Origin of the sequence: Mesorhizobium sophorae (assembly GCF_002270415.1) — a bacterium.
Taxonomy (GTDB): Bacteria; Pseudomonadota; Alphaproteobacteria; order Rhizobiales; family Rhizobiaceae; genus Mesorhizobium; species Mesorhizobium sophorae.
In genome coordinates this window covers 18,889-36,243 of sequence record NZ_NNRI01000011.1, presented here as the reverse complement: position 1 = coordinate 36,243, position 17,355 = coordinate 18,889, and the positions used below count along the sequence as shown (strand labels likewise).

Below are 17,355 nucleotides of genomic sequence, written 5' to 3'. Positions count from 1 at the left end.
GCCCTTCGCTATGGCTCCGGGCGTTCGTCGCTCAAAAAGCCAAATCGTTGGCTTTTTGTCGGCTACGCCGACCGCGCCTCACCCATGTGTCACAAACCAGTCGTCGAGCTTCGCTTCGAGCGCGTCGACGATCGTCTCGTCGTCCAGTTCCTCGATCACCTCGGCGACGAAGGCTTTGACCAGAAGGCCGCGCGCGGTCTTCTCGTCGACGCCGCGCGCCATCAGGTAGAACAGATGGTCGTGGTCGATTTCGGTGACCGTCGCGCCATGGCCGCAAACCACGTCGTCGGCGAAGATTTCAAGCTCCGGCTTGGTCGAGAACTCGCCATCGTCCGACAGCAACAGCGTGTTGCAGGCCATCTTGGCGTTGGTCTTCTGCGCGTATTGGTGGACATTGATGCGGCCCTGGAACACGCCCCGCGCCTTGCCCGTCACCACGTTGCGGATCACTTCCGTCGAGGCCGTATGCGGCACGGCGTGGTCGAGCACCATGGTCACGTCGGTATGGGTGTCGCCGGCCAGAAGATTGATGCCGCGCAGTTTGAAGTCGGCGCCTTCGCCCGTCGTCCTGACCATAACCTCCTGGCGCACCAGCCTGCCGCCGGCGTTCATGACGAACAGCGTCAGTTTCGCATTCTTGCCGATATGGGCCTTGAACTGCGCCAGATGTGTTGCCGTCTCCGGCTGCTCCTGGACGATCAGCCACGTCACCTCGGCGCCTTCGCCGAGCACGAGCTGGCTGACCGAGCTCGTCAGTGCCGCGCCCTCGCCGGCCTGACGCTCGACGATAACGGCCTTGGCGCCAGCGCCAACACGCGCCATGAGGCGCACATGGGTCTGGCCGCCGGCCTGCAGGTTCTGCAGTTCGATCGGCTTTTCCAGTTCGGCGCCGTCGGCGATGTCGACAAAATAGCCGTCGGCGACGAAGGCGGTGTTCAGCGCGCCGATGGCGTCATCGCTGCCATAGGGATCGAGCCCTGGTGCTACGCTGCCGTCGGTGAGTTTTTCCGACAGGCGCTGCACGGTGACGCCTTCGACGGCCGGCGTCTTCGCGTCGGACTTCCCGTTCAGGATCGCCAGCACGGCGGAGCCTTCCACGATCGGTGCGACAGCCTTGGTCATGGCGGCCGGATCGAAGTCCGGCACCGCGTTCAACAGGCGGCGCAGATCAGTGTAGTGCCAGGATTCGATACGCCGTGTCGGCAGGCCGTGCTTGATCGCTTCGATGGCGTCGTCGCGCTTGAGCATCACCGCGCCGTCGCCCGGCAGCAGCGACAGCCGGTCGCCGAACGCGTCGATCAACGCTGTTTCGGCCGGTGTCCGCTGGGGCTGAGTGTGCATATTCATCAGTTTGACCTTGCCTTCTGGCATCTCACGCGGCTTCGCCGATCACGCCGGCATAGCCATTGGCTTCCAGATCCAGCGCCAGCGACTTGTCGCCGGACTTGATGACCTGGCCCCTGTAGAGCACGTGCACCGAGTCAGGCACGATGTGTTCGAGCAGGCGCTGGTAGTGGGTGATGACCAGGAACGCACGGTCGGGCGCACGCAACGCGTTGACGCCATCCGAAACGATCTTCAGCGCATCGATATCGAGGCCGGAATCGGTCTCGTCGAGCACGCAGAGCTTCGGTTCCAGCAACTTCATCTGCAGGATCTCGGCGCGCTTCTTCTCGCCGCCCGAGAAGCCGACATTGAGCGGCCGCTTCAACATCGCCATGTCCATGCTGAGCGAGGCGGCGGCTTCCTTCACGCGCTTCAGGAATTCCGGGATCTTCAGCGGCTCTTCCCCACGCGCCTTGCGCTGCTCGTTCATCGCAACCTTCAGGAATTCCATGGTCGCTACGCCCGGTATCTCCATCGGATACTGGAAGGCGAGGAAGATGCCGGAAGTGGCGCGCTCGGCCGGATCCATTTCGAGGATCGACTGGCCGTTGTAGAGGATGTCGCCCTCGGTCACCTCATAGTCCTCGCGACCGGCGAGGATGTAGGACAGCGTCGACTTGCCCGAGCCATTCGGCCCCATGATCGCGGCGACCTCACCGGCTTTCACCGTCAGGTTCAGGCCACGGATGATTTCAGTGCCGTCATCGACGATGCGGGCGTGCAGATTTCTGATTTCAAGCATTCTTTGTTTCCTGAATATTTGTCCGGTCAGCCGACCGAGCCTTCAAGCGAGATCCCGATCAGCTTCTGCGCCTCGACGGCGAATTCCATCGGCAGTTGCTGGATGACGTCCTTGACGAAGCCGTTGACGATCAGCGCGATCGCTTCCTCTTCGGGAATGCCACGCTGCATGACGTAGAATTTCTGGTCCTCGGAAATCTTCGAGGTCGTCGCTTCGTGCTCGAACTGCGCCGTCGAATTCTTGGCTTCCATGTAGGGGACGGTGTGCGCGCCGCACTGGTCACCGATCAGCAGGGAATCACAGTTGGTGAAGTTGCGGGCATTGGTCGCCTTGCGGTGCGCCGAGACCTGGCCGCGATAGGTATTCTGCGAGAAGCCGGCGGCGATGCCCTTGGAGATGATGCGGCTCGACGTGTTCTTGCCGAGATGGATCATCTTGGTGCCGCTGTCGACCTGCTGGTAGCCGTTCGAGACGGCGATCGAATAGAACTCGCCGCTGGAATCGTCGCCGCGCAGGATGCAACTCGGGTACTTCCAGGTGATGGCGGAGCCGGTCTCGACCTGCGTCCACGAAATCTTCGAGCGGTCGCCACGGCAGTCGCCGCGCTTGGTGACGAAATTGTAGATGCCGCCCTTACCTTCGGCGTCGCCGGGGTACCAGTTCTGCACCGTCGAATATTTGATCTCGGCATCGTCGAGCGCCACCAGTTCGACGACCGCGGCGTGAAGCTGGTTCTCGTCGCGTTGCGGCGCCGTGCAGCCTTCGAGATAGGAGACGTAAGCCCCCTCCTCGGCGATGATCAGCGTGCGCTCGAACTGGCCGGTGTTCTTCTCGTTCATGCGGAAATAGGTCGACAGCTCCATCGGGCAGCGCACGCCCTTGGGCACGAAGACGAAGGAGCCGTCGGTGAACACGGCGGAATTCAGCGTGGCGTAGTAGTTGTCGGAGGTCGGCACGACCGAGCCGAGATATTTCTTCACCAGTTCCGGATGCTCGCGGATGGCTTCCGAGATCGAGCAGAAGATGACGCCGGCCTGCGCCAGCTCCTTCTTGAAGGTGGTGACGACGGAGACGGAATCGAAGACCGCATCGACGGCGACGCGGCCCGACTTGTAGACATTGTCGCTGACTTCCTCGAGTTCCGAGGCGTCGGTCTTCTGCACGCCGGCCAGAATTTCCTGCTCCCGCAGCGGGATGCCGAGCTTCTCATAGACCCTCAGCAGTTCTGGATCGACATCGCTGAGCGACGTCGGGCCGGGCGTGCTCTTCGGCGCCGCGTAGAAGTAGATGTCCTGGAAATCGATCTTCGGATAGTGAACGCGCGCCCAGGTCGGCTCGTCCAGCGTCAGCCAGCGGCGATACGCTTCCAGGCGCCATTCCAGCATCCAGGACGGTTCGTCCTTCTTGGCCGAAATGAAACGGATGATGTCTTCGCTGAGGCCCTTGGGGGCCTTGTCCATCGCGATTTCAGTCTGGAATCCGTATTTGTATTGGTCGACGTCGATCTTTCGGACCCGATCGATCGTGTCCTGCACAGCAGGCATATGCGTTCTCCATCCACGCCGGGGTCAAGGCCCGACAGTTTTCAAACTATGGCACCGCCAAATGAACGCCGAAGAGGCATTCGCGGCAGCGTAAGTTCCATATAGTGCGTTTTGACCGGAAATTCACCCGTCCAGCATAAAACGCACGGCTCTACCAGACCGAAGGCCTGTCTATGTCCGGCCGCTGCTCATGCGGCCCTTTCCCTACTCGCCCGACGTGCGGCGATTGCCGCCAGCGCGGTGCGAAACAGTTCGATGTCCTCAGCGCCGGTCGAGGCACCGATCGACACGCGCAAGGCGCCAAGGCAGTCGCCGTATCCCATGGCTTTCAGCACATGGCTCGGCCCGACCTTGCCCGACGAACAGGCGGAGCCGGCCGACAGCGCCACGCCGGCCAGATCGAAGGCGATCTGCGCGGTTTCGGCTTTGATGCCCGCAATAGCGAAGAATGTGGCGTTGGCAAGCCTTGGTGCGCCGGTTCCAAAGATTTCCGCATCCGGCACCAGCATTTTCACGATGGCCTCGATCTCGTCGCGGCGCTGCCGCACCGTGTCCATCGACCGCAGCCCTTCGAGCGCCTTGCGTGCCGCGGCGCCAAAGCCGGCGATGGCGGCAAGGTTTTCGGTGCCGCCGCGATGGCCTTTTTCCTGGCCACCGCCATTGATCAGCGGCTTCGGCATCATCAGATCGGAGGCGGCGACGATGGCGCCGACGCCCTTGGGGCCGCCGATCTTGTGCGAAGACAAAATCAGATAATCGGCGTAACCCGATGATAGATCGATCGAAACGCGTCCCGCTGCCTGGACGGCATCGACGACGAGGACACCGCCCGCAGCCTTGACGACCGGGGCGATCCGATCGATCGGCTGGATGACGCCGGTCTCGTTGTTGGCGGCATGGATGGCGACCAGCGGCAGGCCCTCGGCCTTGTCATGACGGGCGAGTGCGGCTGCCAACGCGTCGAGATCGGCGATGCCGTCGGCATCGACGCCAATCCGCGTCACCTGCGCTGCCGGGAAGCGCCCGCCATTCAACAGGCAGGGATGATCGGCCTCGGACACGTAAAGACGGCTCATGCGCACGCTGCCGCGCCCCATCTGCCAGTCTGATGTCAGCAGCGTCGAGGCCGCTTCCGTCGCGCCGGAGGTGAACACGACATGCTCGGCCTTGGCGTTGACCAGTGCCGCGACATCTCGCCTTGCGGTCTCGATCAGGCGCCGTGCGGCGCGCCCTTCGGTGTGGACCGATGACGGGTTGGCGGCGACATCAAGTGCGGCGACCATAGCCTCGCGCGCCGCGGCAAGCAGCGGCGCACTGGCATTATAGTCGAGATAGGCGCGCATTCCGGCCATTTTCGTCCGTTTGGTTCCCGTCAGAAGCCATTCCGCTGTCGTATCGCGTTATTTCCTTGAAATTCCAAGGCGAGCCGTCCTATTTACGCGGCTTGCGGCGCGGGTGGCCCGGCTCGACGTCTGGCCACTCAGTTTTGAACAATTCTAAACTAGCTTCTAAGAAGACGCTCGCCCTGCGTCAAGGCCAGAGGAAGACACGTTCCGGGCGCCGCGCATTCGTATTACCCAAGTGGAGTATTTCATGCCTGAGGTCATTTTTACCGGTCCTGCCGGCCGCCTGGAGGGACGCTACCAGCCTTCCAAGGAAAAGAGCGCGCCGATTGCCATCGTCCTGCACCCGCACCCGCAATTCGGCGGCACGATGAACAACAAGATCGTCTACGACCTCTTCTACATGTTCCAGAAGCGGGATTTCACCACGCTTCGCTTCAATTTCCGCGGCATCGGCCGCAGCCAGGGCGAGTTCGACCATGGCACCGGCGAGTTGTCTGATGCGGCGGCGGCACTCGACTGGGTGCAGTCGCTGCATCCGGATTCCAAGAGCTGCTGGGTCGCCGGTTACTCGTTCGGCTCCTGGATCGGCATGCAGTTGCTGATGCGCCGGCCGGAGATCGAAGGCTTCATCTCAATCGCGCCGCAGCCCAACACCTATGATTTCTCGTTCCTGGCGCCCTGCCCGTCGTCGGGCCTGATCATCCATGGCGATGCCGACAAGGTGGCGCCGCCGAAGGATGTGCAAGGCCTGGTCGACAAGCTGCACACGCAAAAGGGCATCACCATCACGCAGAAGACCTTGCCCGGCGCCAACCATTTCTTCTCCAACGATGCCGACCTGCTGCTCGAGGAATGTGCCGACTATCTCGATCGCCGGCTGGCCGGCGAGCTGTCGGATCCGCGGCCGAAGCGGCTGAGATAGGCAGGGAAGCGGGCAGCGATGTACGAGCCTCCTCATTTCAGGGAAACACGGCCGGAGATCCTGCACGGACTGATCCGGGCGCATCCGCTCGGCCTGTTGATTTGCAACGGAGCCGAGGGGCCGGTCGCCAATGCCATCCCGTTCCTGCTCGACGCAGACGTGCCGCCGAACGGCAGGCTGCGCGCCCATCTGGCGAAGGCCAATCCGCAATGGCAGCTGTTGGCCGACAATCCGGCGTCACCGGTGCTGATCGTCTTCCAGGGCACCGATGCCTATGTCACGCCGTCCTGGTACGAGACCAAGCGCGAGACCGGCAAGGTGGTGCCGACCTGGAACTATGCCATCGTGCAGGTGCGCGGCACCGTCAAGGTGATGGATGACCAGGCCTGGCTGGCGCAGCAGATCGCCGACCTGACCGCGTCCCAGGAAGGCACCCGCGCCGCACCCTGGGCGGTGACCGACGCGCCGGCGCCCTTCATCCAGTCGCAGATCAAGGGCATCATCGGGCTGGAAATCGAGATCGCAGAAATCCACGGCAAGTGGAAGGTCAGTCAGAACCGGCCGGTCGCCGATCGTGTCGGCGTTGCGCAAGGGCTCGAAAGCGAAGACCACAAGTCACCCGACATGGCCCGCCTGGTAAGGTCTTATGGCGGGCTGGGCGGCGCCTAAGCTCAGCTTCGGCCCAAACCCTGGTGCTCAGCCAGCCTTGCTTGTCGGGCCGATCAGCCGAAACGTCTTCTTGCGGACCGGCAATCCCGACCGTGCCGGACGAAAGATGAAGCCGAGCCTGGCAAAGACCAGTCCGCACGCCAGCGCGAAGGCGCAGCCGAGGCCGAAGCCGGCGACGGTGTCGCTGGGATAGTGCGCGCCGACGAAGACGCGCGTCGAGGCAATGCAGGCGGTGATCGCCAAGGCGATATACCAACGCCGGGGAAACAACAGCAGAGCGACCCCGAACACGGCGCCCATGGTCGTGGCATGGCCGGACGGGAAACCGGCGAAGCGCGCATCGAAGGCAAAGGGATGAAAGGCCAGCACGCCAAAATCGTCGAAATAGAGCGGGCGAGCCCGACCGATCGCATATTTCAGCACATTGACGGCCAGGCCGGACAGGCCGGCGGCGCTCAGCACCAGAAAGGCCAGGCAGGTCCAGTTGTAGACCAGCATCAGCGAGCGCCTTGAAAGGCTTCGCCAATCCGTCAGGTTCGCGGCGACGAGCAAAAGCGCTGATGGAATGAGATACCAGCCACCGAGGCCGAACTGGGTGAAAAAATCGGCCAGGTGGACGAACCCTGGCGACCACTGGCCATGAAGTATCCCGGCCGGGGTGTCGAGGCGAACAAACGCCGCCGCCGTCAGCAAGACCCAGACCAGGCCCCAGACCGGCCAAACTATGTTCGGGTACCTGGCGGGACGAGCGGCAAAGCGCTTTCTTGCGATCTGCATCGTGTCGCGAAAATTGTCGAGGGATCGGCGCCCCACCCCAAGGAGCATACCGGAAACGGAAGGGCGCGATTTCACCAGCATAGGAAATTCGAGCCTGTCATCGACGAGCCGTCATGGCGCCACACGATAGAGACCGAGCGAAAGTTTGTCTCCCGACGAATAGTTGAGGCCGTCGATCAGGGCAACGCGGTTCACCGATTTGCCTTGTGCCGCCAGCAGGCCAGTCAGTTTCTGCTCGTCCTCGACCGATGCCAGTGCCAACGCGCAGGCCGGATCGGTAAACAGATGCCTGGCGACGCCCTCGACATTGGTCAGCACCGTTTTCGTGCCGACCAGGAACACCAGGCTCGGTTCCTGAAATCGCGACGAGGCCAGCACGGTGGTGTCGCAGGGCTTGTTGGCGCGCACCGCCGCCTCGATGGCCGGGCTCAGCCAGATCGGCTTCAGCGAAGGCGCTATGACGCCGAACAGCAGCGCATAGGTAATGCCTGCGCAAACGGCGATGGCACCGATGCGGCGGAGCGGCACTTGCAACTGCCGCGAAAAGGCGAAGTAGCCGGCGCCCAGTGCTGCCGCGGCGGCCGGAATGCTCCACCATGAGAACGTACCTGTGAGGTAGATCGGCGCGCCGACGCAGACCGCGGCCAGGCCGAGACTGACCACGGCGAGACCAAACGCCGTCGACCACCACAACCAGTCCTGCCAGCGCCTGAGCGGCGCATTCGCCTCCTGCGGCGACAGCGTCAAAAGCCAGCCGATCAGCAATGCCATGCCGGGATAGGCCGGCAGGACATAATGCGGCAGCTTGGTCGGGATCAGCTCGAACACCAGCCAGAACGGAATGTACCAGGCGAGGCAGAAACGCAGCCTCGGATCGTCGCGCAAACGGTTCAGTGCCTGGAGCCCGGCGCCGACCGCGATCAGGCCGAAAGGCCACATGAACAGCGAATAGGTCAGCATGTAGAAGCCGGGTGGCAGGCCATGCGATTCCTCGCCCGACGCGACCTTGCCGATCATGTCCTTGCCGACGGCCTGCTGCAGGAAGGCGCCGCCGCTCTTCCAGGTGATCAGCGCGAGCCAGGGCAGCACGATCAGCACGACGAGCGCCAGGCCGCGCCCCACCTTGAGCTTCGACAGCCAGCGCCCGTCACGCTCGAAGGCGAACAGCACGGCGATGGTGAGTGCCGACAGCAGCGGCGCAATCGGGCCCTTGATGAGGATCGCCGCGCCTTGCGCAATCCAGAAGATCCACCAGAGATGGCCGGCCACAGGTTGGTTCCGGCGCGACGCCAGATAGATCTGAGCCAGCGCGCCTTGCGCCGCAACGCAACAGGCCAGCAGCATCGCGTCGGTCTTGGCGTCGCGGCCTTCGAAAGCGGTGGCGAAGATCGCCGCCATGACCAGGCCGGCGGCGATGCCGGCATTGGCCCCGAACAGATTGGTGCCGGTCCAGGCGATCGCCAGGACAGCAATGGCAATGCCAAGCGCCGAAACCGTGCGATAAACCCAGATCGGAGCGGCAGCGCCCTCCCCGCTCAGCGCCACGGCCGCCGATTGCAGCCAGTAGATGCCGATCGGCTTCTGGTAGCGCGAGGCATCCTGAAAGCGGATGTCGACATAGTCCCCGCTCTCGGCCATCTGCTTGGTGGCCTGGACGAAGCGCGACTCGTCGCGGTCGATCGGCGGCATCGACGCCAGCCCCGAAACCGTCATCACTAGGCTGAACAGGAAGAGAAGGATGTAATTCCTGTTCACCGCCATATCCCGGCCTCTGTGACGAATTTTGATTGATATGCCACGCTGCTCAATCGATCGCTGTTCAATCGACCTTGCTCATCGCGGTCTTGCGCTCGTTGGCGATCAGCCAGAGATTGCGGATGTAGATGAACAGGCCCATGGACTGGCCGGCGATGAACACCGGATCCTGACGCTGGATGGCATAGATCAGCAGCAGGCCGCCGCCGAAGAGGGAAAAGAACCAGAAGGCGACCGGCACCACGCTGCGCTTGGCTTTTTCCGAGGCCAGCCACTGCACGACGAAGCGCATGGTGAAGAAGAACTGCGCAACGAAGCCGAGCAGGATCCACGCATCGAACTGCTTGATGAATACCTGGTGAAGCCAGGTCACCAATTCCTGAAGCACGTTAACCACGGCTGATTTCCTCTACTTTAGGCATTCTGCGGCGCCGGCGGCGCAGCCACCAGACACCGGCGAGATCGAGAACCCCCTGCAGGCCGCGATCGAAAATGCCGTAATTCGACTTGCCGTGCCGGCGCGAGCGATCGATGACATCGCAGTGCACGACGCGATAGCCCTCCTGGATGACCAGGGCCGGAACGAAGCGATGGGTGCCGTCGAAGAACGGCAATTTGCGCAGGATATCGGTATGGACCGCCTTGAGGCCGCAGCCGGTGTCGCGCGTCTCGTCATGCAGGATGGCATTTCTCAGCCAGTTGGCGAAACGTGACGCCAGTTGCTTGACCTTGCTGTCACGGCGCTTGAGACGCTGCCCCTGTGCGGCGCCGTAATCGGGGCCGGCCTCTACAAGCGCATCGATCAGGACCGGAATGTATTGAGGGTCGTTCTGGCCATCGCCGTCGATCGTGGCGACGATGCTGCCACGCGCCGCCCAGGCGCCCGAGCGCACTGAAAGGCTCTGGCCAGCGGATTTCCGGTGCCGCAATTCCCGTACTGGAAACGGGCGAAGTGCTGCCTGCGCTGCGAGCACCGAAGCGGTGTCGTCGGTCGAGCCGTCGTTGACGATGATCAGCTCGAAGTCGCGCCCGGCCATGGTGGCCTCGATCTCGTCGATCAACAGCGGCAGATTTGCCGCCTCGTTCCTGCAAGGAATGACGATGGATATCAATGCGTCCGGCATGTCGCGTCGGGGCTCTGTCGTCGGATATGGCATTTTGTGGATGCCGTGCGGTGCCGCTCGAGGTCGTGGACTGCAAGAACCTTTGGCGCGGCGCCTCATTACGCCAGCCGAAACGATGAAGCAAGCATTGGGCCGATGGTCTCAGACTTCATCCGCGCGGACCGCAAAACCGGATTCCACTTTTGCTGATCGCGAACCCCTGCCTGGCGCGCGATCAAACGCAAAACCGGATTCCACTTTTGCTGATCGCGCTTGGGTGCTAAACGCGCCCGTTCATGCACGCCACGCCCGGGCCAGATTGGCCGGACGCTTTCGGGAAACACAAAATGCCTGCCTTCAAGTCCGATTTCCTGCGCACGATGAGCGAGCGCGGTTTCATCCACCAGACTTCGGATGATGCCGGCCTCGACAATCTCTTCGCCACGGAGACGGTGACGGCCTATATCGGCTTCGACGCGACCGCCAAAAGCCTGCATGCCGGTTCGCTGATCCAGATCATGATGCTGCACTGGCTGCAGCAGACCGGTCACCGGCCGATCGCGCTGATGGGCGGCGGCACCTCGATGATCGGCGACCCGTCCTTCAAGGACGAGGCACGCAAGCTGCTGACCCCGCAGGACATCGACGACAACCTCGCCGGCATCCGCCGCAACTTCATGCCGTACCTCAAATTCGGCAGCGGGCCGAACGACGCGGTCATGATCAACAACGCCGACTGGCTGATGGAGATCAACTACGTCAATTTCCTGCGCGACGTCGGCCGTCACTTTTCGGTCAACCGCATGCTCGCCTTTGATTCCGTCAAGCTGCGGCTCGATCGCGAGCAGTCGCTGTCGTTCCTCGAATTCAACTACATGATCCTGCAGGCCTATGATTTCGTCGAGCTCTACAAGCGCCTCGGCTGCCGCCTGCAGATGGGCGGCTCCGACCAGTGGGGCAACATCATCAACGGGATCGATCTCGGCCGCCGCATGGAGGACGCGCAGCTCTATGCGCTGACCACGCCGCTGCTCACCACCTCATCGGGCGCCAAGATGGGCAAATCGGCGTCGGGCGCGGTCTGGCTCGATGCGGAGATGCTGAGCCCCTACGAGTTCTGGCAGTACTGGCGCAACACCGAGGATGCCGACGTCGGCCGCTTCCTGAAACTCTACACGACGTTGCCGCTGGACGAGGTCGCGCGGCTGGAGCAGCTCGGCGGATCCGAGATCAATGAGGCCAAGAAGGTCCTCGCCACCGAGATCACGGCCTTGCTGCATGGTCGCGCGGTCGCGGAACAAGCCAGCGAGACGGCGCGCAAGACGTTCGAGGAAGGCGCGCTCGCCGAATCGCTGCCGAGCGTCGAGGTGGACAAGGCAGCGCTTGGAGCCGGCGTCGGCGTCCTGTCGCTGCTGGTGACAGCCGGACTGGCGGCGTCGAACGGCGAGGCGCGGCGGCATGTGCAGGGCGGTGCGGTGCGGTTGAACGACCAGCCCGTCAGCGACGAGCGCCGGCTGGTGACGCTTCAGGATTTGAGTCCGGAAAACATCGTAAAGCTTTCACTCGGCAGGAAAAAACACATTTTGGTGCGGCCGGTCTGAGATCGGCCACCGGTATTTCTCACCGGTATTCGAAGATCGACCTGAAGATACCGGGTGCGATCACCGACAGCGGGTTGATATCCAGCACCGGCTTGTTGGCATTGCCCTTGAGCCGATAGGTGACGCCAATCAGGCCGCGGTCGCGGCCATTGCCGAGAAGGGCGCCAACGATGGGCAATTCGCCGAAGATGCGATTGAGGCCATAGACCGGCATGAACGTGCCGGTCATGTCCATGTTGTTGTCCTGGTCATAGAGGGTGCCCTGGAACGTGGTGCCGATGCGGGGGCCGCGCAGCACGCCATTGGCCAGTTTCACATAGCCGCTGCCCTTGTCGATCTCGGCGTAGCCGCGTTCGAACTTGACCCGCGAGGTGTCCAGGTTGCCCTTGACCGCCTGGTTGAGGCTGCGGCTGTCGCCGGCCGGCGTGGTCGAGACGATGGAAGCCAGTTTCGGCTCATTGACCACGAAGAAGTTGCTGGTATCGACCTTGCCCCTCAGCGATCCGTCGCTCGGCCCCGCCAGCGCCAGCGTGATCGCTCCGCCTTCCATATGCTCGTAGATGTTGAGGAACCGAAGGATGGCGCCAGCGTCCGCGGACTGCATGTTGAGCGTGCGCTGGCCGGCGCCGGTGGTGTTGCTGATGGTTATAGCGGCACCCGAACTTGCCGTGGCGCTGACCTTCAGCCCGTTCACGCGCGAACCGGCAGCGCTGTAGTCGAGCTTCAGGTTGGAAAGTTGCTCGTCGTGGAACCCGGTCAGCTGATCGACATCGGCGCTGACGGAAATGGCATCGGAGCCGGTGGTCTTGGTTGCCGTGTCGACATCCGAGGTGAACTGCTTGATCAGCGAGCGGGCATCCAGCGCGTTGCCTGATATGTCGACCGCATAGCCCTTGCCGGACCGCTTCACCGACACCGCGACATCGTCGCCCCGGTTCAAGGTCACCTTGCTGAACTTCGCGGAAGACAGGGCGCCATTGACCAGCACGATGTCGCCTTCGATGGAGAAGGTTTTCCCGTCGAGATCGAAATCGGACAGCGTCGTGGTGTCGCCGGACTTGGTCATGACGAATGTGACTTTGGCGGGGACCCCCGCCCCCTTGCTCCAGCCGGCCCAGGGGATGTCCAGCCTGGCGTTGGTCAGGTCGGCCGAGACGTTCTGGTCGCCGCTGCCGCTCTTGTCGATCGCGACCTTGACCGTTCCGCCAAGCAGCGGCGTCAAGCCGGGCATTGCGGCGGCACGGATCTTGTCGTCGAGCACCAGGGCTACCTTGCGGCTGGGCGGCGGTCCGTCATCCCGGAGTGGCTCGATCAGGTCGAGTTCGGCCGGAATGCCGTTCAGTGATGCCTTGGCCGAGATCACCGCCTTCTCAGGGTCGACGGTGATCGACCCGTCGGCATCCGCCACGGTCTGCCCCTCGAACGGCTTGGCCAATGACATGCCGCTGTAGTCGAGCGACACCAGCCAATTGAGCTTCGAGGAGTCGACGCCGGACTGCAACGGAATGTCAGCCCTGACATGGCCGGTGACGCTGCCCGACAGATCTTCCGGCAAAAGGCCGACATGGCGCATGGCGTTGATCGGCTCGTAGGAGGCGAGTTCGGCAACGGCGGAGGCGTCGCCCTCGACATCGATGTCGAGCGCGCCGATAACTGGCGGGTGGTTGGCGGCCTTGACCGTCAGCGTGCCATTGCTGGCCGCGACGGTGCGGCCGCTGGGCATGTAGACGGTGCCCGAGGACAGGGAGACGTCGACATCATTGCCGTGGAAACCGACAACGCCGACAGCGTCGCGTATCGGCGGAATGCGGCCGGCCGTGTCAAAACGCGATCCCTCGATCTGGAAGCGGCCGAACACCTCGTCGGCGGACAGCGGCACGCCATTGCCGAGACGGTTCGGGACGACGTGGAACTGGAGGTTGGCGTCGACGACGCGGCCGCCAAACAGATTGGCCAGCACCCACAGCCGGGCGTTGCGTGCCGAAAACCATGGCCAAAGCTGCTTGACGTGAGAGACCTGCATGTTGTGGACGTTGAACGCCAGGTTGATCCCCGGCGCCTTGCCGTCGACGAACTCCACGGCGGCGGTGCCCAGCACCTCGCCGGAGGAGGCGGAGCGAAGCGCGATCTGCTCGGCGACCAGCCTGTGGCTCACCGTGTTGTAGACACCGGCAATCCGGGCGAGGAAGGTGAGCGCTGGCTCGGGCGAGTCCGAAGGCGCCAGCGAGGAACCGTCGCTGGTCAGGTCATAGCGATAGGCCGGTTCCTCGCCGGCCGCTCCGGTTGCCGGCTTCGGCCCGATCGAGCCGGCGAAATCGAATGTCGACCGGCCGGTCTTCAGCAGCAATCTGTCCACCTGGACCTTGTTGCTGCCCGCAACCAGCGTGGCGTTGACGTCGACGTCCGCCGGCAGCAGCCCGCGTGTGCCGAGATCGAGGATGGAACCAGTCGATGACAGAGCGGCCGTCAGCCGCGATGCATTCGTGCCGGACCCTTCCGATCCCGTCAGCTTCAGCGCCACCGCACCCAGTTTTCCCGCAGCGGCCGTGGTGTCGGTGACGCCCGTGACAACACTGGGATCAGCCAGATTGATGCTCGCGTCCAGCGCCGTCACGCGGCGTGCGGCGATATCGCGGGTGGCGGTAGCAGCAATAGAAACCGCCCTGCCGTCGACATTGATTTGCGACGAAAACTGCATGCCGCCCGGTCCCGACTGCACGACGGCGGCGTCGGTGACTTTGACCCGTTTGATCGTTGCGGTTTCGGGCAGTACGAATTCGACATTGCGAAGATCGATCTGGCGCATCGAATCTTCGCGCACGGCGTCGAGCGCGCTGTGAACGTTGGCGAACACCGCAGCCGTCAGTTTCTCCGGATCGACGAGGCCATCCTGATTGCGCAGGCTTGCTGCCCAGTCACCGCCGGACGGCATCGCCGCCACGACGATGTGCGCATCGGATATCCTGGCGCTGGTCAGCCGCACTTCCCCGCGCAGCAGCGGTATCAGGCGCACGCCGAAGCGCACGCGGCCCGCATCGGCCATCGGCTTGCCGTCGGCGGTCTTCAGGCTGACGTCGCTGACCTGCAACGCAATGAAGCTCGATCCATCAAGGGTGATGCGCGCCGGCCCCACCGAAACATCGACATCGACGCCGGCCAGCTTCTCGATGGCGGTTTCCGCTTCCGCGCGAAGCCGCTCGGATCCAACGCCGGACGCACCGACCAGATAGACAGCGACTGCCGCCAACAGGACGAGGCAGGCGAAACCGGCGAACACCCTTGCCAGGATGCGAAAGCCGCGTCCGATCCGCGCCTGACCCAGCGGCGGCACGCGGCACGCGGAGGGGAAGGCCCCCAGGTCGGTGATCTCATCCCGCCTGAACCGGATCTTCTCGTGCTGCGGTTGCTCCTGATCCACGCAATTTTCCGTTGTACGAACTCGATCGTGGACGAATCCCCGCTCGACACTATATCGGTGTGGCTTGGCGCGTAACCACAAACAAGGGCATCGGTATGGCTGACCTAGACGTAGGCGATATCGCGCCGCAATTCGACCTGCCGCGGGACGGCGGCGGATCGCTCAGCCTTGCCGCATCCTCCGGCAAGCCCATTGTGCTCTATTTCTATCCGCAGGACGACACAACAAGCTGCACGCAAGAGGCAATCAGCTTTTCGCAACTGAAGCCGGAATTCGAGAAGGCCGGCGCGGTGGTGATCGGCCTGTCGCCTGATAACGTCAAAAAGCACGACAAGTTCAAATCGAAATACAGCCTCACCATCGACCTCGCCGCCGACGAGGAGCGCAAGGTGATCGAGGCCTACCATCTGTGGGTTGAAAAATCGATGTATGGCCGCAAATACATGGGTGTCGAGCGGGCAACGTTCCTGATCGGCCGCGACGGGCGGATTGCCAGGATCTGGCGCAAGGTCCGGGTCAAGGGCCATGCCGAAGAGGTGCTCGCGGCTGTCCGCGCGCTTTGAGATCTTCGTCGGCACAGCCAACTGCCCGCAACCCCATGCCCGCCTGACGCGCAATCGTTACTGAAAAGTCCGCAGCGCAAAGCTTTGTTAACCTTAATAATGTGTAGTCAAGCTGTCGTGGTGTCGTAAACGAAAGCTTGGTCCCGTGAAGGCAACCGGTCAGTCAGCAGTCTTCGGCAGGCGCAAAGAACCTCACACGATCATCATCGCCCGGGGCAATGAGATCAGGCACTTCACGATCCGTCCCTGGCTCGCGGCCTTCGTCGGCTCGGCGCTGGCGGCCATCGCCATCGGCTACCTGCTGGCCACCTCCTATCTGGTGCTGCGCGACGACCTGATCGGCGCCACCACGGCGCGGCAGGCACGCATGCAGCAGGCCTATGAAGATCGCATTTCGGCGCTTCGCGCCCAGGTCGACCGCATCACCAGCCGCCAATTGCTCGACCAGCAGCTGATGGAAACCAAGGTTAGCGAACTGCTTGAACGCCAGAGCCAGCTCAGCCAGCGTCATGGCCGCCTCGGCCCGCTGCTCGAACGCGCCGAGACCGAAGTCGGAGCGGCGCCTGCCGAGGATCCGGTGGCGGCCGGCAAGCCGGACAAACGCGCCGAGGTGACCGGCAGCATCAAGCCGCCGGCGCAGACCTACGCGGTCGCCAGCCTGGGCGCCGATCTCGGCGCCGGCGACACCCGGCCATTCTCGTTGTGGTCGACCCGCTCCGATCCGCTGCCCAACGATTCAGCCGCCGATCGTGCCGACCGACTGTTCGTGTCGATCAAGCAGTCGCTGAAATCCATCGAGAGCGACCAACTGACCCGCATCAGCACGCTCGCCGACAACGCCTACAAGAGCGCTGACGCGATCACGCAGGCACTTGAAGCGGCGGGCCTGCCGGTTGACAGCGATTTCGGCAAGAACGAGAGCGACGTCGGCGGACCGCTGATCCCGCTCGACAGTTCGATGATGTTCGACAGCAAGGTCAAGGAACTGGACGAGGCGCTGGACACGCTCGACCATCTCAAGAAGGAAGCCCGCCAGCTGCCGCTGACCAACCCGGCTCCGGGTCATTCCGTCACCAGCCCGTTCGGCGTGCGCACCGACCCGATCCTCGGCACCGCGGCGCTGCATTCCGGAATGGATTTCAGGGCGCCGATCGGCATGGCCGCAAAGGTCACCGCGCCCGGCGTCGTCACCAAGGCAGGCTGGAACGGTGGCTATGGCCGCATGGTCGAGGTCGACCACGGCAATGGTTTTGCGACGCGCTATGGGCATCTCAGCGAAATCGACGTGACCGTGGGCGAGAAACTCGATGCCGGCGCCGTCATCGGCAAGACCGGCAGCAGCGGCCGCTCGACCGGCCCGCATCTGCACTACGAAGTCCGCCACAATGGCGAAGCCATCGATCCGCTGCGCTTCCTCACGATCGGCAAGAAGGTCGCCCAGTATCTCTGAGCCGCGCAGGCCCTGAGCTGATTGGCCCAATACCTCCGAACTCCCATCTGCCCCGCTTCGCAAGCAACCCGGCGAGCCG

General features: G+C 63.2%; 14 protein-coding genes. 5 read left to right on the top strand and 9 right to left on the bottom strand.

Annotated features, from left to right (window positions below; genetic code table 11):
- Positions 1-78 precede the first annotated feature (78 nt).
- From sufD to CGZ66_RS16740, 4 genes are all read right to left on the bottom strand, one after another.
- Complete coding sequence (gene sufD / locus CGZ66_RS16755; RefSeq protein ID WP_095085675.1) at positions 79-1,347, bottom strand: Fe-S cluster assembly protein SufD; 1,269 nt, start codon at positions 1,345-1,347, stop codon at positions 79-81.
- 25 nt (positions 1,348-1,372) lie between these two features.
- On the bottom strand, positions 1,373-2,128 hold the full coding sequence (sufC, locus tag CGZ66_RS16750) for a Fe-S cluster assembly ATPase SufC (protein ID WP_095085379.1): 756 nt from the start codon (positions 2,126-2,128) through the stop codon (positions 1,373-1,375).
- A 26-nt stretch (positions 2,129-2,154) separates the two neighbouring features.
- Positions 2,155-3,672 (bottom strand): Fe-S cluster assembly protein SufB, encoded by a 1,518-nt coding sequence (sufB, locus tag CGZ66_RS16745; protein WP_095085377.1) that lies wholly within the window; start codon positions 3,670-3,672, stop codon positions 2,155-2,157.
- Between the two features lie 188 nt (positions 3,673-3,860).
- Positions 3,861-5,024, bottom strand: coding sequence for a cysteine desulfurase family protein (locus CGZ66_RS16740; RefSeq protein ID WP_095085375.1), 1,164 nt, complete (start codon positions 5,022-5,024; stop codon positions 3,861-3,863).
- A 241-nt stretch (positions 5,025-5,265) separates the two neighbouring features.
- Between CGZ66_RS16740 and CGZ66_RS16735 the strand changes: the two genes are divergently transcribed.
- Positions 5,266-5,940 (top strand): alpha/beta hydrolase, encoded by a 675-nt coding sequence (locus CGZ66_RS16735; RefSeq protein ID WP_013532163.1) that lies wholly within the window; start codon positions 5,266-5,268, stop codon positions 5,938-5,940.
- A gap of 18 nt (positions 5,941-5,958) precedes the next feature.
- Positions 5,959-6,609: an FMN-binding negative transcriptional regulator gene (locus CGZ66_RS16730; RefSeq protein ID WP_095085373.1), complete on the top strand. Its 651-nt coding sequence runs from the start codon at positions 5,959-5,961 to the stop codon at positions 6,607-6,609.
- A gap of 27 nt (positions 6,610-6,636) precedes the next feature.
- Here the strand turns inward: CGZ66_RS16730 and CGZ66_RS16725 are convergent, their stop codons facing one another.
- From CGZ66_RS16725 to CGZ66_RS16710, 4 genes are all read right to left on the bottom strand, one after another.
- Positions 6,637-7,386 (bottom strand): phosphatase PAP2 family protein, encoded by a 750-nt coding sequence (locus tag CGZ66_RS16725; protein ID WP_245331128.1) that lies wholly within the window; start codon positions 7,384-7,386, stop codon positions 6,637-6,639.
- Between the two features lie 111 nt (positions 7,387-7,497).
- Positions 7,498-9,147, bottom strand: coding sequence for an ArnT family glycosyltransferase (locus CGZ66_RS16720; protein ID WP_167392137.1), 1,650 nt, complete (start codon positions 9,145-9,147; stop codon positions 7,498-7,500).
- Between the two features lie 58 nt (positions 9,148-9,205).
- The gene (locus CGZ66_RS16715) at positions 9,206-9,538 is read right to left on the bottom strand and encodes a lipid-A-disaccharide synthase N-terminal domain-containing protein (protein ID WP_095085369.1); all 333 of its coding nucleotides are present in this window, start codon (positions 9,536-9,538) and stop codon (positions 9,206-9,208) included.
- Positions 9,531-10,265: a glycosyltransferase family 2 protein gene (locus CGZ66_RS16710; RefSeq protein ID WP_095085367.1), complete on the bottom strand. Its 735-nt coding sequence runs from the start codon at positions 10,263-10,265 to the stop codon at positions 9,531-9,533. The genes CGZ66_RS16715 and CGZ66_RS16710 overlap by 8 nt, the downstream gene beginning before the upstream one ends.
- A 326-nt stretch (positions 10,266-10,591) precedes the next feature.
- On the opposite strand from CGZ66_RS16710, the gene tyrS reads away from it, so the two are divergent.
- Positions 10,592-11,845 carry a tyrosine--tRNA ligase gene (tyrS, locus tag CGZ66_RS16705; protein WP_095085365.1) on the top strand — a complete coding sequence of 418 codons (1,254 nt, stop codon included), beginning with the start codon at positions 10,592-10,594 and terminating at the stop codon, positions 11,843-11,845.
- A gap of 19 nt (positions 11,846-11,864) precedes the next feature.
- Here the strand turns inward: tyrS and CGZ66_RS16700 are convergent, their stop codons facing one another.
- Positions 11,865-15,263 carry a DUF3971 domain-containing protein gene (locus tag CGZ66_RS16700; RefSeq protein WP_095085363.1) on the bottom strand — a complete coding sequence of 1,133 codons (3,399 nt, stop codon included), beginning with the start codon at positions 15,261-15,263 and terminating at the stop codon, positions 11,865-11,867.
- 95 nt (positions 15,264-15,358) lie between these two features.
- On the opposite strand from CGZ66_RS16700, the gene CGZ66_RS16695 reads away from it, so the two are divergent.
- Entirely contained in the window at positions 15,359-15,826 is a 468-nt protein-coding gene (locus CGZ66_RS16695) for a peroxiredoxin (protein ID WP_095085361.1), read from the top strand.
- A 145-nt stretch (positions 15,827-15,971) separates the two neighbouring features.
- A complete protein-coding gene (locus CGZ66_RS16690; RefSeq protein ID WP_095085359.1) occupies positions 15,972-17,276 on the top strand; it encodes a M23 family metallopeptidase in 1,305 nt (434 codons plus the stop codon).
- Positions 17,277-17,355: the final 79 nt, after the last annotated feature.

Bases quoted from the DNA above. Each gene is read 5' to 3' on its own strand.
- CGZ66_RS16710 (WP_095085367.1), bottom strand. From the start codon at position 10,265: ATGCCGGACGCATTGATATCCATCGTCATTCCTTGCAGGAACGAGGCG.
- sufD (WP_095085675.1), bottom strand. From the start codon at position 1,347: ATGAATATGCACACTCAGCCCCAGCGGACACCGGCCGAAACAGCGTTG.
- sufC (WP_095085379.1), bottom strand. From the start codon at position 2,128: ATGCTTGAAATCAGAAATCTGCACGCCCGCATCGTCGATGACGGCACT.
- CGZ66_RS16695 (WP_095085361.1), top strand. From the start codon at position 15,359: ATGGCTGACCTAGACGTAGGCGATATCGCGCCGCAATTCGACCTGCCG.
- CGZ66_RS16720 (WP_167392137.1), bottom strand. From the start codon at position 9,147: ATGGCGGTGAACAGGAATTACATCCTTCTCTTCCTGTTCAGCCTAGTG.
- CGZ66_RS16740 (WP_095085375.1), bottom strand. From the start codon at position 5,024: ATGGCCGGAATGCGCGCCTATCTCGACTATAATGCCAGTGCGCCGCTG.
- sufB (WP_095085377.1), bottom strand. From the start codon at position 3,672: ATGCCTGCTGTGCAGGACACGATCGATCGGGTCCGAAAGATCGACGTC.
- CGZ66_RS16735 (WP_013532163.1), top strand. From the start codon at position 5,266: ATGCCTGAGGTCATTTTTACCGGTCCTGCCGGCCGCCTGGAGGGACGC.
- CGZ66_RS16730 (WP_095085373.1), top strand. From the start codon at position 5,959: ATGTACGAGCCTCCTCATTTCAGGGAAACACGGCCGGAGATCCTGCAC.
- tyrS (WP_095085365.1), top strand. From the start codon at position 10,592: ATGCCTGCCTTCAAGTCCGATTTCCTGCGCACGATGAGCGAGCGCGGT.
- CGZ66_RS16725 (WP_245331128.1), bottom strand. From the start codon at position 7,386: ATGCAGATCGCAAGAAAGCGCTTTGCCGCTCGTCCCGCCAGGTACCCG.